The sequence below is a fragment of the Deinococcus malanensis genome (genome assembly GCF_014647655.1).
In the GTDB taxonomy this organism is placed as follows: domain Bacteria; phylum Deinococcota; class Deinococci; order Deinococcales; family Deinococcaceae; genus Deinococcus; species Deinococcus malanensis.
Window position 1 is genome coordinate 48,878 of record NZ_BMPP01000018.1, and the last position, 13,408, is coordinate 62,285.

General features: G+C 64.3%; 15 protein-coding genes. 9 read left to right on the top strand and 6 right to left on the bottom strand.

The annotated features are described in order from the left end of the window. Positions 1–373: 373 nt before the first annotated feature. Positions 374–787, bottom strand: coding sequence for an ExbD/TolR family protein (locus tag IEY49_RS17520; RefSeq protein ID WP_189011123.1), 414 nt, complete (start codon positions 785–787; stop codon positions 374–376). After that, positions 784–1,482 (bottom strand): MotA/TolQ/ExbB proton channel family protein, encoded by a 699-nt coding sequence (locus IEY49_RS17525; protein WP_189011125.1) that lies wholly within the window; start codon positions 1,480–1,482, stop codon positions 784–786. Before IEY49_RS17525 ends, IEY49_RS17520 begins: the two co-directional genes overlap by 4 nt. A gap of 181 nt (positions 1,483–1,663) precedes the next feature. Here IEY49_RS17525 and sufC point away from each other — a divergent pair, with 181 nt between their 5' ends. From sufC to sufD, 4 genes are read left to right on the top strand one after another with little or no spacing between them, the layout of a single operon-like run. Further along, positions 1,664–2,428: a Fe-S cluster assembly ATPase SufC gene (sufC, locus tag IEY49_RS17530; protein WP_189011127.1), complete on the top strand. Its 765-nt coding sequence runs from the start codon at positions 1,664–1,666 to the stop codon at positions 2,426–2,428. Positions 2,429–2,432: 4 nt separating this feature from the next. After that, the gene (locus tag IEY49_RS17535; RefSeq protein WP_189011129.1) at positions 2,433–2,798 is read left to right on the top strand and encodes a hypothetical protein; all 366 of its coding nucleotides are present in this window, start codon (positions 2,433–2,435) and stop codon (positions 2,796–2,798) included. Between the two features lie 13 nt (positions 2,799–2,811). Continuing rightward, the gene (sufB, locus tag IEY49_RS17540) at positions 2,812–4,218 is read left to right on the top strand and encodes a Fe-S cluster assembly protein SufB (protein ID WP_189011131.1); all 1,407 of its coding nucleotides are present in this window, start codon (positions 2,812–2,814) and stop codon (positions 4,216–4,218) included. A gap of 57 nt (positions 4,219–4,275) precedes the next feature. Then, the gene (gene sufD / locus IEY49_RS17545) at positions 4,276–5,628 is read left to right on the top strand and encodes a Fe-S cluster assembly protein SufD (protein WP_189011133.1); all 1,353 of its coding nucleotides are present in this window, start codon (positions 4,276–4,278) and stop codon (positions 5,626–5,628) included. Positions 5,629–5,701: 73 nt separating this feature from the next. Here the strand turns inward: sufD and IEY49_RS17550 are convergent, their stop codons facing one another. Both IEY49_RS17550 and IEY49_RS17555 read right to left on the bottom strand, forming a co-directional pair. Then, entirely contained in the window at positions 5,702–6,241 is a 540-nt protein-coding gene (locus IEY49_RS17550; protein ID WP_189011135.1) for a DUF4142 domain-containing protein, read from the bottom strand. Between the two features lie 250 nt (positions 6,242–6,491). Continuing rightward, on the bottom strand, positions 6,492–7,211 hold the full coding sequence (locus IEY49_RS17555; protein ID WP_189011137.1) for a 50S ribosomal protein L25/general stress protein Ctc: 720 nt from the start codon (positions 7,209–7,211) through the stop codon (positions 6,492–6,494). A gap of 254 nt (positions 7,212–7,465) precedes the next feature. Between IEY49_RS17555 and efp the strand changes: the two genes are divergently transcribed. The 4 genes from efp to IEY49_RS17575 all read left to right on the top strand — a co-directional run bounded on the left by efp (position 7,466) and on the right by IEY49_RS17575 (position 10,844). Further along, positions 7,466–8,023, top strand: coding sequence for an elongation factor P (gene efp / locus IEY49_RS17560; protein ID WP_189011139.1), 558 nt, complete (start codon positions 7,466–7,468; stop codon positions 8,021–8,023). A 168-nt stretch (positions 8,024–8,191) separates the two neighbouring features. Next, on the top strand, positions 8,192–8,731 hold the full coding sequence (gene accB / locus IEY49_RS17565) for an acetyl-CoA carboxylase biotin carboxyl carrier protein (protein ID WP_189011141.1): 540 nt from the start codon (positions 8,192–8,194) through the stop codon (positions 8,729–8,731). Positions 8,732–8,822: 91 nt separating this feature from the next. Then, a complete protein-coding gene (gene accC / locus IEY49_RS17570) occupies positions 8,823–10,160 on the top strand; it encodes an acetyl-CoA carboxylase biotin carboxylase subunit (protein ID WP_189011143.1) in 1,338 nt (445 codons plus the stop codon). A gap of 60 nt (positions 10,161–10,220) precedes the next feature. Next, a complete protein-coding gene (locus IEY49_RS17575) occupies positions 10,221–10,844 on the top strand; it encodes a class I SAM-dependent methyltransferase (RefSeq protein ID WP_189011145.1) in 624 nt (207 codons plus the stop codon). Here the strand turns inward: IEY49_RS17575 and IEY49_RS17580 are convergent. Together IEY49_RS17580 and IEY49_RS17585 are read right to left on the bottom strand one after the other, a co-directional pair. Continuing rightward, positions 10,837–11,625 carry a dioxygenase family protein gene (locus tag IEY49_RS17580; protein ID WP_189011147.1) on the bottom strand — a complete coding sequence of 263 codons (789 nt, stop codon included), beginning with the start codon at positions 11,623–11,625 and terminating at the stop codon, positions 10,837–10,839. The genes IEY49_RS17575 and IEY49_RS17580 overlap by 8 nt on opposite strands. 192 nt (positions 11,626–11,817) lie before the next feature. Continuing rightward, positions 11,818–12,126: a hypothetical protein gene (locus tag IEY49_RS17585; RefSeq protein WP_189011149.1), complete on the bottom strand. Its 309-nt coding sequence runs from the start codon at positions 12,124–12,126 to the stop codon at positions 11,818–11,820. A gap of 137 nt (positions 12,127–12,263) precedes the next feature. On the opposite strand from IEY49_RS17585, the gene IEY49_RS17590 reads away from it, so the two are divergent. Beyond that, positions 12,264–13,046 (top strand): exodeoxyribonuclease III, encoded by a 783-nt coding sequence (locus IEY49_RS17590; protein WP_189011151.1) that lies wholly within the window; start codon positions 12,264–12,266, stop codon positions 13,044–13,046. The last annotated feature ends 362 nt before the right edge of the window (positions 13,047–13,408 follow it).

Consider the following 13,408-nt stretch of genomic DNA (forward strand, 5'->3'; position numbering starts at 1 on the left):
GCCGTCACAGGCTTGACGGACGGCGGTTTGGCCGGTGCAGCCCTGACAGTCGCCGGTTTCGTGGGTGCCGGTTTGACAGGCGGCGGTTTCACCGGAGCCGGCCGTGCCGGAGGCCGCAAGGGAGCAGCTGCCTGCGCAGGCTGTTCCTGGCGTGGCGGGACGGCTGCGGGCTCAGGCGAAGGGACCAGGGTCACCACTTCCATCGGAGCCCGCCGGGCATCTGCCGGCGTCAGGCGCCGGGGCTCGGGATCAGTGGGGCGGGCCAGCAGCAGCCCCAGAAGCAGGGCCGCGTGAAGCGCGGTCGTGACCCCGGCGGCGCGCCAGCGGTCCTGCTGCTCAGGGGATGACGGCCCGGGCGGGCGCGGCAGGGTGGTCATGGGCTGCCTGCTGCCTTGCGGGTGCCCAGCGCCAGGCGCTCTCCACCGGCCTTCTTGATCTCGTCCATCACCCGGACAACGGCACCATAGTTGCCCCGTTCATCGGCGCGCAGGCCCACCATGCCGTCAGAGGCGGCCAGCAGCGGTTTGAGCTGCCCCCCCAGGCGGGTCAGGGTCGTGGGCTTGCCGTCCAGAAAAACCTTGCCGGCACGGTCCACGCTGACAATCGGAAGCGCTGGTGTCTCCTGCACGGTGGTGCTGGCGCGCGGCAGGTCCAGCGGCAGCGCGTTGTTGCGCGCGCCCAGGCTGCTGGTCAGGAAAAAGAAGATCAGTAGCAGCAGCACGATATCCACCATCGGGGCAAAGTCGAAGGTCACCTCGTCTGCGCCCTCACGGAAGCGGCGTCTCACCGGCGCGCCCCGTCGAAGCTCAGGGACACTTCAGGACGGGGAGGCAGGGTGACCACTGGACTGGCCAACTGCGCGGCACCCAGGCGTGGAGTCAGCCAGCCGGGCAGGTCTTCACGGACCCGTTCGGCCTGGGTGGCAATCCGGTCTGCACGGGCACGCAGGGCGTTGCGGGCCACATAGGCAACGATGGCCACGACCAGCCCGGCCGCCGTGTTGACCAGCGCCTCGCTGATGCCGGTGGCCAGCTGGGCCGGGGTAGGCGCACTGGTCTGGCTGAAGACCAGAAACGAGCGCACCATCCCGATCACGGTGCCCAGCAGACCCAGCAGCGGTGCGACCTGAGCGGCGGTGCTCAGGGCACTTAAGCCGGCGTACAGTCGGCTGTCCTCGGCCAGCAGGGCCGACTGCATGGCCGAGACCGCCGCGTCCGGGCCCCGGTCAGCGCGGTGCAGCCCCGCCCGCAGCACCTGCGCGGCAGGGGCCGGATGGGCGGCGCGGTCGACTTCTGCCAGTGCCGCCGCCGGACCACTTTCGGCCGTGATAGCGCGGGCCCGCTCGATCAGGGCGCCGGCATCCTGGCCCAGCCGCCGCAGGGCCAGGATCCGCATGACCGTGAGATACACCACGTAAAGAGATAAGGCCAGCAGCACCCACAGGAGAGGGCCGGCGGCGCGCAGCAGATCAAGGGGACTCACCTGTAAGGGGTTAACACGCAGCGCTGTGGCAAGCGTGAAAAGGTCATGGGGCGCCTCATAAATCAGACAAAAGCACAGTCTGTAATCCACACTAAAACACTCGACTTTAGACCCGAAGACGCGTAAAATGGCCAGGAAATCAGGAATCATTCCTAACAAGATTCCCGGCCAAGGAGACCGTATGACCAATCAGCCTCACCAGCTCGAAATCCGTAACCTGCACGCGTCCGTGGGTGATCAGCCCATCCTGCGCGGCATCAATCTGACTGTTCCCCGCGGCGAACTGCACGCCGTCATGGGACCCAACGGCAACGGCAAGAGCACCCTGGCCAAGGTCATCGTGGGCGACCCCGAGTACACCGTCACCGAGGGCGAGGTGCTGGTAGACGGCGTGAATATCCTGGAGATGGAACCCGACGAGCGCGCCCGCCTGGGTCTGTTCCTGGCCTTCCAGTACCCGGTCGAAATTCCCGGGGTGACCATCGCCAACTTCCTGCGTCTGGCGATGCAGGCCCGCAAGGAAGAAGGCCAGGAAGTGTCGTTCACCGAGTTCTACGGCAAGCTGCAAAGCGCCCTGAAGGTGCTGGAGTGGGACGAGAGCATCGTGGAGCGTTACCTCAACGAGGGCTTCTCGGGCGGCGAGAAGAAGCGCAACGAGATCCTGCAGATGCTGATGCTCGACCCCAACTACATCATCATGGACGAGACCGACAGCGGACTTGACGTCGACGCACTGAAGATCGTCGCCAGGGGCGTGAACTCCATGCGCGGCGAAAATCTCGGCGGCCTGATCATCACCCACTACCAGCGCCTGCTCGATTACATCGTCCCGGACAAGGTTCACATCATCGTGCAGGGCCGGGTCGTCCAGAGCGGCGGCCCCGAACTGGCCAAGAAGCTCGACACCCAGGGTTACGACTGGGTCAAGGAGCTGGCGACCGCCTGAACTTATGCCCGCGCTCTTTATCGCTACCCGGGACGAGGCACCAGCCGAACTGGACGGCCGGGCACTGTTCGGGCACCTTGATCTTCTCGACGACCTGGCCCGGCAACACGCGGTCACGCCTCTGTCCGAACTGGTGGGCACTGACCTGGTTGACGAGAACGGGCTGGCCGAGGAGCTGGAGCTCCCGGACTACGAACCGCAGGACACGCAGTGGCACTCCGCCGCCACAGGACTCCAGACCGTCCGCACCCTGCTGCAGCTCACTGCCCTCCTGCCGGACGATGTGAGCAGCGAACTGCGGGAAGCAGAGACCATCCTCAGTCACCTCAGCGAGCGCGGGCAACCCTTCACCTTTACGTACGACCTCTAATGGAGGACTTCACATGACCGTTAATCCTGAAGCCAGCACCATCAACAACGAGTACGAATACGGGTGGAGCAACCCCGAGCGCTACGCCATCAAGGCGCCCAAGGGCCTCTCGCGTGACGTCGTCGAAATGATCTCCAAGGCCAAGGAAGAGCCCCAGTGGATGCTGGACTTCCGTCTCAAGGCCCTGGACATCTTCAACTCCAAGCCGATGCCCGAGTGGGGCGCCGACCTGTCGGGCCTCAACCTCGACGAGATCTACTACTACATCAAGCCCGAAGGCTTCAACGCCCGTTCCTGGGACGATGTGCCCGAAGACGTGAAGAACACCTTCGAGCGCCTGGGCATCCCCGAGGCCGAGCGTGCCGCGCTGGCCGGTGTGGGCGCGCAGTACGAGTCGGAGATGGTCTACCACAACCTCAAGGAGGAGTGGGAGAAGCTGGGCGTGGTGTTCCTGAGCATCGAGGACGGCATGCGCCAGTACCCGGAGATGTTCCGCGAGTACTTCGCGACTGTCGTACCGCCCGAGGACAACAAGTTTGCGGCCGTCAACTCGGCCGTGTGGTCGGGCGGCAGCTTCGTTTACGTGCCCAAGGGCGTCAAGGTGGACATTCCCCTCCAGACCTACTTCCGCATCAACGCCGAGAGCAGCGGGCAGTTCGAGCGCACCCTGATCATCATCGATGAAGGCGCGCAGGCTCACTACATCGAGGGCTGCACCGCGCCCGCCTACAACGCCGACTCGTTCCACTCCGGCGTGATCGAGATCATCGTCAAGGAAGGTGCGCGCTTCCGCTACAGCACCATCCAGAACTGGAGCCATAACGTCTACAACCTGGTCACCCAGCGCGCCGCCGTGTACGCCAACGGCGTGATGGAGTGGGTGGACGGCAACCTGGGCAGCAAGGTCACCATGAAGTACCCGGCCTGCTACCTGCTGGAAGAAGGAGCGCGCGGCGAGGTCCTGAGCATTGCCATGGCCGGTCGCGGCCAGCACCAGGACGCCGGCGCCAAGATCGTGCACTTCGCGCCCCACACCTCCGGTTCTATCGTCTCCAAGAGCATCTCCAAGGACTCGGGGCGCAGCAGCTACCGCGGTCTGGTCAAGATCTACGAAGGCGCCAAAGGCTCCAAGACCAACGTGGAGTGCGACGCCCTGCTGCTGGACGAGGAAGCCCGCACCGACACCTACCCGTACATCGAGATCGAGGAAAAAGACGCGCGGGTGGGTCACGAGGCCACCGTCTCCAAGATCAACGACGAGCAGATCCTGTATCTGCAGTCGCGCGGCCTGAGCGAGGACCAGGCGGCCGGCCTGATCGTGCGCGGCTTTATCGAGCCGATTGCCAAGGAACTGCCGCTTGAATACGCCGTGGAGCTCAACCGTCTGATCGAACTGGAAATGGAAGGCAGCGTCGGCTAAGCGGCGTGGCGGGACGCGGATGTCACCTGGTGGCGTCCGCGCCTTGCTGGAGGAACAATGACCAAATTTACCGAACAACTGTCCCAGACCGGCGGCCCCCAGTGGCTGACCACCAAGCGCCAGGAAAGCCTGGAACTGTTCAACACCCTCTCTGTGCCCACCGAGCAGGTCGAGGCCTGGAAGTACACCCAGGTCGAGGTGGACTTCGACGCCCTGCAGCCTCACCCCAAGCGCGGAGTGGCGCTGGATCTCGCCGCCCTGCCCCAGAGCGTGCAGAAGCGCCTGCAGGGCACCGACGTGGGCGCCTTCCTGGTGCTCGACGGCCCTGACGTGGTCTACCGCACCGAACTGCCGGCCGACCTGCGCGAAAAGGGCGTCATTTTCACTGACCTGAAGACAGCCGTGGAGCAGCACGCGGACCTGGTGCAGGCTCACCTGTACTCGGTGGTTCCGGCTGAAGTTCCGGACGACACGACCATCGCTGCGCCCGGCACCACACCCAGCAAGAGCCCGGATCCCAGCGAGGGCAAGTTCAGCGCCCTGGCTGCCGCCCTGTGGACCAACGGCGCGTTCGTGTACGTGCCGCGCGGCGTGGAAGTCGAGTTGCCCCTGGGCTCCTTCCGCGTTATGAGCGAAGCTGGCACCTACACCGCCACCCGCACGCTGGTGGTGGCCGAGGAAAACGCACAGGTCACCTTTATTGACGAGCAGGACAGTGAAGAACTTCCTAACACCTACGCCATCGGCGCGGTTGAGCTGGTGGTCAAGCAGGGCGCACGCCTGCGCTACGTGTCCATCCAGAACTGGGGTAAGGGTGTGACCCACATCCAGCGCCAGCGTGGCGACGTGGCGCGCGACGCGACGCTGAACAGCCTGGTGGTGACCATGGGCGGCACGCTCTCGCGCACCGAGATGCAGTCCTACCTGCGCGGCCAGGGTTCCGACAGCGAGATGCTGGCCCTGTACTTCGCCAATGAAGACCAGCACTTCGACCACTACACCCTGCAGCATCACGCCGCCCCCAACGCCCACAGCGACCTGCTGTACAAGGGTGTGGGTGACGGTCAGAGCGTCGGCGTGTTTTCCGGCATGATCAAGGTGGATCTGGGTGCCCAGAAGACCGACGCCTACCAGAAGCACCGCACCCTGATGCTGTCCAGTGAGGCGCGCAACTTCAGCGTGCCTCAGCTGGAAATTAACGCCAACGACGTGCGCTGCAGCCACGGCAGCACCACCGGTCCCGTCGACGAAGAACAGCTGTTCTTCCTGCGTTCACGTGGCATCCGCAAGGAACTGGCCGAGAAGATGCTGGTCACGGCCTTCCTGGAAGACGTGCTGGCGCGTGTGCCGCTCCAGAGCGTCGTGAAGTACATCGAGGGCATCATCGCCGAGAAGGTCGGAGCCGCCTAAGCAGCGTCATTCTGACCGTAATGGCCACCCACGTCCGTGTGGGTGGCCATCTGGTTATTGAATCTGCTGGGTCTTACTGCCCGGGCAGGGCCATGGCATCCCTGAGGTGCATCTCGACCGCAGGCTGCATCCTCGCGGCGTAGGACAGGGCCATCTGGTCACGGCCGATGGTGCGGTAGGCCATGATCAGGTCCAGCGTCATCTGGTGGCCCATAACCTGCACGCGCTTGTACATGGTGTCAAAAGCCGGGCCGGTCAGGGTGGCCAGCTTATTAGCCAGCAGACGCTGCTCTGGGCCAGGCTTGTTGGTCAGCCGAACGCCCCGGGCGGCGGCAACCCGGTTCAGTTCAGCCTGAGCCATGGTGTGCTCGGTGATCATGCGCTGCGCGTAGGCCCGCACCGCTGCGTTGGTGCTGCGCTGCAGGGCCAGCCTGGAGGTGGCGATTTCCGACAGGTTGCTGATGGTGGCCGACTCCATAAACAGCACGTCGGAGTTGTTGGTCATCTGCGCCGTGGACATACCAGCCGTCATGGGTGGGGCGCCGGCGCCTCCAGCGAGCGTGGTGGGCGTAAACAGAGTCAGGGCCAGCAGAAGGGACAAGCGTTTGGACATCAGAAACCTCCGGAGTTTGAAGTGCGAGGGGTTCTCGCCTCTGCGCTTCAGGCTGCGGCAACCACCCCCGGGAAGCCTCTTGAGCTCCGTGAAGGTGTGCTGCTTTTCTCTTGACTGTCTCTTAGCGCCTTCCGGGGACTGCGGTTTCTTAGCGTGAAGTTCCTGAATCCGGCTGTCAATCAGAGAACACAACCAGCATAAAAACAGGGCCGGCTCATAAAGAGCCGGCCCTGGAGGTGCAGCGTAAAACTTACTGCTGGCCTTCTTCGGTGCTGTCCTCGGTGGCCTGGGTGCCTTCGTCGGCGTGGGCCTCGGCCTTGATCTCCTCGATGGTCGCGTCGCCTTCGAGCACAGCGGCGGCGGCTTCCTCGGACAGTTCGCCGGCGGCAACCAGACCGGCCACCTGGGCAGCCTGGGTCTCGGCTTCGGCTTCCTCGGCGGTCATGCGCGGCGGCAGCACGCTGATGACGACGCTGTCCTCAGCCACGGCCAGCTTGCAGCCTTCGGGCAGCTTGACGTCACCGGCGGTCACGTGGTCACCGATGTTCAGGCGGCTGACGTCCACGGTCAGTTCCTGGGGAATGCGGCGCGGGCCGGGAGCCACGATGCTGAGGTTGTGCAGCACGATGTCCACCAGGCCGCCCATGATCTCGCCCTGGCTCTTGCCGGTGGTATGCACAGGCACAGACACTTCGATGGGCTCACCGTAGGTGACCATGTAGAAATCCACGTGGATGGGCCTGCGGCGGCGCTTGTCCATCTGCACGGTCTTGACCAGTGCGGGGAAGGTCTCGCCGCCTTCGACGGCGATATCGAACAGGCCGGTGGTGCTCTGCTGACGGAAGGCGCGGTCAAAGGCCTTGCGGTCCAGGGTAAAAGAAACGTTCTTTTCCTTGTTGTAGGCGACGGCGGGGATCAGGCCTTCGGCCAGCTTCTCCTGGCTCTTGCGGGGTTTGGCATTCAGTTCCATGTGCTCTCTCTCCTTGGCGTTTCTTCGCCGCCTCACTCTCGCCGCGCGCCGGATCTGGGATCTCTGTGGACCAGCAAAACCGGGGGCGGGGGCGGACGTGCAACCGTGACAGTGTAGCAAACCCCGCCTGCTGGGTGGAAGGCCCATGCGCCGCTCTGCTAAACTCCGCACTGTTGCCGCGCGGCTCCCTGTTTTCCTGTCAAAGCCTTGCTGGAAAACCAGAGGCAGCCCCGGACAGAAACAAGGAGAAAGACATGATCAGTGTGACGGAACTGCGCAACGGTACCAAAGTGGAAATGGACGGCGGCCTGTGGGAGTGCCTGGACTACTCGCACCTCAAGATGGGCCGCGGCGGCGCCAAGGTCGTGACCAAATTCCGCAATATGGAAACCGGCAGCATCGTGGACCGCACCTTCAACAGCGGCGAAAAACTGCAGGACATCTACGTCGAGGGCAAGAAGATGCAGTACCTGTACAAGGACGGCGCCGACTACATGTTCATGGACATGGACACCTTCGAGCAGGTCACCCTGCCACCTTCGCTGGTGGGTGACGCCGCCAAGTTCATGAAAGAGAACACCGAGGTCGAAGTGGCGATGTACGGCGAGAAGGCACTGACCATCACGCTGCCCAACCAGGTCATCCTGAAGATCGTGGAGACCGACCCCGGCGTGCGCGGAGACACAGTTTCGGGCGGCACCAAGCCGGCCAAGCTGGAAACCGGCGCCGTGGTGCAGGTGCCCCTGTTCGTGGAGCAGGACACCAACGTCAAGGTGGACACCCGCACTGGCCAGTACCTGAGCCGCGCCTGAGTATGTGAGTTGGGGGGCGTCGCCACTGGGAAACCGGAGCGGCGCCTTCCGGCTTTTTGGTTAGACTGCGTTCAGCCAAACGAGCGTTAGGTGACAGGCAGCCCTGGCGGCCCTGCATGATGAAGCAGCCAGTGCACAGCCCACCCGGCACCGTCACAAGGAGGACCCATGAATCCCGAAGACCTCAAGAAGATTCTCGATGCCCTGAGCGTGGCAGATGTGCGCGAATTCAGCCTGTCGACCGGCAGCTTTGCCATGGATCTCAAGCGCGGACCCCAGGCCGTGTCGTACCCGTCCCCGGCACCCAGCGTGCCTGCACCTGTCTTTATGTCCGGCGCGGGCCATGCCCCTGCAGCTCCAGCTGCCCCCACGCCAGCCGCCCCGGCCGCTGACAGTGCGCCGGCCCTTCCCGCCGCGGCCACCCCGGCCCCCGAAGCCGAGGCCGCGCCTGCTCCAGCCAAGCCGGTCAGCGCCGGCACCCCGGTCAAGGCACCTATCGTGGGGACGTTCTATGCGTCCAGCAGCCCCGATGCGCCGCCCTACGTGAAGGTGGGCGACACCGTGCAGGCCGGACAGGTGCTGTGCATCATCGAGGCCATGAAGCTGATGAATGAGATCGAGGCCGAGCAGGGCGGCACCGTTCGCGAGATTCTGGTCAAGAACGCCGAGCCGGTTGAGTACGGCCAGACGCTGTTCATCATCGAGTGATCCGGCGCGGGCACGCTGGGAACTGCCGCGTGGACGCGGCTCCTTTCCTGACGCGCCCGGAGATTTTTCGCCGCAAAGGGGCATAGAAGCGATGTTTAAAAAGATCCTGATCGCCAACCGTGGCGAAATTGCCCTGCGCGTGATCCGCACCGCGCGCGAACTGGGCGTCAAAACTGTGGTGGTCTATTCCACTGCCGACGAGAAGAGTCTGCCGGTGCTGCTGGCCGATGAAAGCGTGTGCGTGGGTCCGCCCGCCAGCAACCAGTCCTACCTGAACATCCCCAACATCCTGTCCGCAGCGCTGATGACCGGCGCCGAGGGCATTCACCCGGGCTACGGCTTCATGGCCGAGAACCCCGACTTCGCCGAGATGTGCCGTGAGCATGGCATCGTGTTTATCGGGCCCACGCCCGAGAGCATGCGCGCGCTGGGTTCCAAGGCGGGCGGGCGTGAAATCGCTGCGGCCAGCAACGTTCCCGTGGTGCCCGGAACCGGTGTTCTGGAAGACGTGGACGCCGCGCTGCTGGCTGCCAAGCAGATCGGATATCCGGTGCTGCTCAAGGCCTCGGCCGGGGGCGGTGGTCGCGGGCAGAAGGTCATCCGTACCCAGGAAGAACTCGCCAAGGGCTTTGCACAGGCGCAGGAGGAAGCGCGGCTGTACTTCGGCGACCCGGCCATCATCATGGAGAAGTTCCTGGAGGAATTCCGGCACGTCGAAGTGCAGGTCATGGGCGACGGCAACGGCCACGTGATCCACATCGGCGAGCGTGACTGCTCGATCCAGCGGCGCAACCAGAAGCTGATCGAGGAAGCGCCCAGCACCCTGCCCGACACGCTGCGCCAGGAAATCCTGGATGCGGGCGTGCGGCTGGCCAGACACGTCAACTACGCCGGGGCCGGCACGCTGGAGTTCATCGTGGACCGCGACGGCAACTACTACTTCATGGAGATGAACACCCGCATTCAGGTGGAGCACTGCGTTTCTGAGATGATCTCGGGCCTGGACTTCGTGAAGTTGCAGCTGGAAATCGCCTCTGGTCACGGTCTGGCACTGCAGCAGGAGGACGTGAAGCTCCAGGGCCATTCCATCGAATGCCGCCTGAACGCCGAGGACCCTGACAAGGACTTCCGCCCGGCGGCGGGCAAGATCGACGACGTGCACTTCGCCGGTGGTCCCGGCGTGCGGGTGGACAGCCACTGTTACTCCGGTTACGTGATTCCGCCGCACTACGACAGCCTGATCGGCAAGCTGATCGTGCACCACGATGACCGCGAACAGGCCATCACGCGCATGAAGCGTGCCCTGGAAGAGACGGTTATTCAGGGGCCCAAGACCACCATTCCGCTGTACGTGAAGATCATGGACAACCCCTTCTATAAGCGTGGGGCCGTCATGACCAACTTCCTCAAAACCCGCATGGAGATGTAAGGGCGGTACGGCAGCGCAGAGGCCGGGGCAACCGCGCCTCTGTTTTTCTATGCTGATCCCATGACCCTGGCCATGCGTGACGCTTTGTGTTCCCGTCTGGGCGGAGTGAACTGGCCGGGAGGTCCGCTTCTGGAATTGCTGGATCTGCCGGCCACCGCGACTGTGCTGGACGTGGGGGCCGGCACCGGGTTACTCCTGCGTGAGCTGGCCGCGCGCGGCCACGATGGCCCCCTTGAAGGGCTCGATCCGCACGCCGGTCCCGGCGTGCGTCCCGGCCACGCCGAGCAGCTGCCCTACCCGTCCGGAACCTTTGACGCTGTGTTACTGGTGCGGACGCTCTCGCACCTGCCGAGTCCGCTGCGAGCGATGGCCGAGGCGCAGCGGGTCCTAAGGGCGTGTGGCCAGCTGATCGTGGCCGCGCATGGACCCGGACACCTGGCGGCTACCTGGAGGGCCCTGGGCCGCCCGGCTTCCGGACGGGGACCGGACACCCCGCTTCGTGAAGCTCTTCAGGGAAGTGGACTCACGGCGATGCGTCTCGACGCCCGGATTCCCGTCCAGGTCACGGCCGCGCACGCCCACCAGCTGGTCGAGGCTTCCGGGCTGAAGATCCATGTAAATAGCCAGCGTTTCCCGGTGCAAGACTCCCTGCATCTGACCACCTATATTGCCCGTCTCAGCTGAGGTTCAGCCCCACATCGAAGGTGGCCACCAGCCCCCGTTGCGGGGTGCCGGTGGCGCGGACCAGCATCTGGTTGCCTCCGTTGCGGTAAAGCCCGTCGGTGCTGTTGAGCGTGTCGCGACGCCCTTTTTGCCGGTAGGGCTCCAGGGCATGAACCTGATCACTCAGGGATTCCGCGAAAAACAGCTGTGAGACAAAGTCTCCACTGACCTGACCCCGGGCGTCGAGTGTGCGCAGGCGGTAATGGATATGCACCGCGCGGCCCCGGTACCAGCCGGGGTAGATCGTCTGGAAGCTGCACCTTCCCTGCGCATTGGTCGTCTGGTAACCACGCAGAAATGTCTGGCCCCGGGTGTCGGCGCCCGGGTCGTTCACGTCGCTGTACCTGCCCAGAGCGTCACAGTGCCAGACATCCACGACCACGCCGGCACGTGGCTCGCACACCCGCAGCCCCACGCGCGACACCTGGAAATTGAGGGTCAGCGGAACGCCGGCAGCGCTTCTGCCCGACCGGGTGTCGGTGCGGATATCACGCCGCCTGAGCCGCTCGTCTGTAAAGAAGGGGCCCTGGGCAGACTGTGGCCGTACCACACAGCCAGGAAGGCCAGTGGCCGGAGGGGCCGGTCTGCCCGGGGCAACCTGCCGGGCCAGCGTCATCCCTCCTGCCAGCGCCGCACCTCCGGCCAGACCGAACAATCGCAGCGCATGGCGGCGGCTCAGGACCTGCCCTACCGGCAGATCGTCATCTTCCAGGTCATGGTTCTGTCCAGGACGTTCCTGCATGCACTCCCTCCTTCCGAAGGCTGGTGGCCCTCAGATGAAGCTAGTGTGCGCCCTGACAGGCAGGTGGAGGTTAGAACCGTGCGGAAAGCTCGGGCCGGATTGTGTCTCCTATTTCAACAGGACGACAGCGCCGGCCGCAAGCGGCCGGATTGTTCTGAAAATTTGTAGTCCTGGACTTTCCCATTCCCTGAACTACTTGTCGAACTTTTCGTAGCCGGCGGCGCTGCGGCGCTGGGCACCACGCGCGTAGTCCATCTGCATTTCCACGGTGTCGTGCTTGCCTTCGGTAAAGGTCGTGTCATGGATCCAGTAGTTGAGGCGGTCGTCCCCCAGCTGCACCCACAGCTTGTGCTCGTCGGAGGCGTCACGCCAGAAGGTGACATGTGTGAACTCGTTGCGCTGCGCCCACTGCTGAACGTCCTGCAGCACCCGCTCGGCCTTGGGATGGGTCATCTGGTACTCGTGGCCGTCCGATTCGTTGCGGAACTTGATGTCAATCATGATTCAGCGTAACGGTCCGCTACGGCCCCCTGTACATGAGTTGACTGAACGACGCCTAAACGGCCTGACAGGATCTGCTGCCTGAATAAGGTCCTGGCTCGCGCCTGTCAGCTATGCGGCCGCTATGCTCGGGACCGATGACGTCTGCCGCCTCGTCCTTCCCTGCTGGACTCAAAGTCACCACACTCAATGTAAATGGGCTTCGCAGCGCCCTGCGCAAGGGACTGCGCGACTGGGTGACACGTGAAACGCCCGACGTTCTGCTCCTGCAGGAGGTGCGCGCCGACCCCATGCCCGAGGCACTTGGGGATCTGGGGTACGCCGGGGCCTGGTTCCCAGCCCAGAAGGCCGGATACAGCGGCGTGGCCGTGCTGAGCCGTCACCCGCTGGACGACGTCCTGACGGGCATGCCGCACAAGGAGATGGACGCCGAGGGCCGGGTGGTCAGTGCGGTGGTCCAGGGAGTGCGCTTTGTCAGTGTGTACCTGCCCAGTGGCAGCAGTGGGGAAGCTCGACAGGGCTTCAAGGACCGTGTGCTGGACGACTACCACGCCTGGGTACAGAGCATGCTGACCAGAGGAACGCCGGTAGTGATCGGCGGGGACTACAACATCGCCCACCGTCAGGTTGACCTCAAAAACTGGCGCAGCAACCAGAAAAACAGCGGCTTCCTGCCGCATGAACGAGAGTGGATGACGGCCCATCTTTCCGCCGGACTGGTGGACTGCCACCGCGACTGTCTGGGAGAAGTCGCCGAGTACACCTGGTGGAGCAACCGCGGGAATGCCTATGCCAACAACGTCGGCTGGCGCATCGATTACCTCCTGTCGGCCGGGGTGCGGGTGAGGGGCGTATGCGTGGACCGCGGCGCCCGCCTGAGCGACCACGCCCCACTCACCGGCTGGGTAGAACGATCCTGAGGGCCGGGCGCCCTGCCCTTGCTTCCTGGACAGGACGCCCAGCACCAGAACAACACGACGTCGCCACAGCCGCCGGCAGCGCACGGACTATGCATCTTTCTCCCTTCGAATCAAGGCGGTGCGCACCAATGGTTTAAGCGACGCCATATGTCTGCCAAGCGCTCAGGGTGCGTAAAGGTCGCGTCAGGCGGGCCGTGTTATGCTGCCTGTGCTGCCGGGTACAGGACAGCGCCCCCACACAGACGCCTGCGGGGCAGTGGTGAAACAGGCGCGGCCCGAGTGAAGCGAAAAACCAGTTCCCGGGGGCCGAGGGGGACAGTAGCAGCGCGTCAGCACGTCAAGGCTGGCCTGCTCCACCCCAC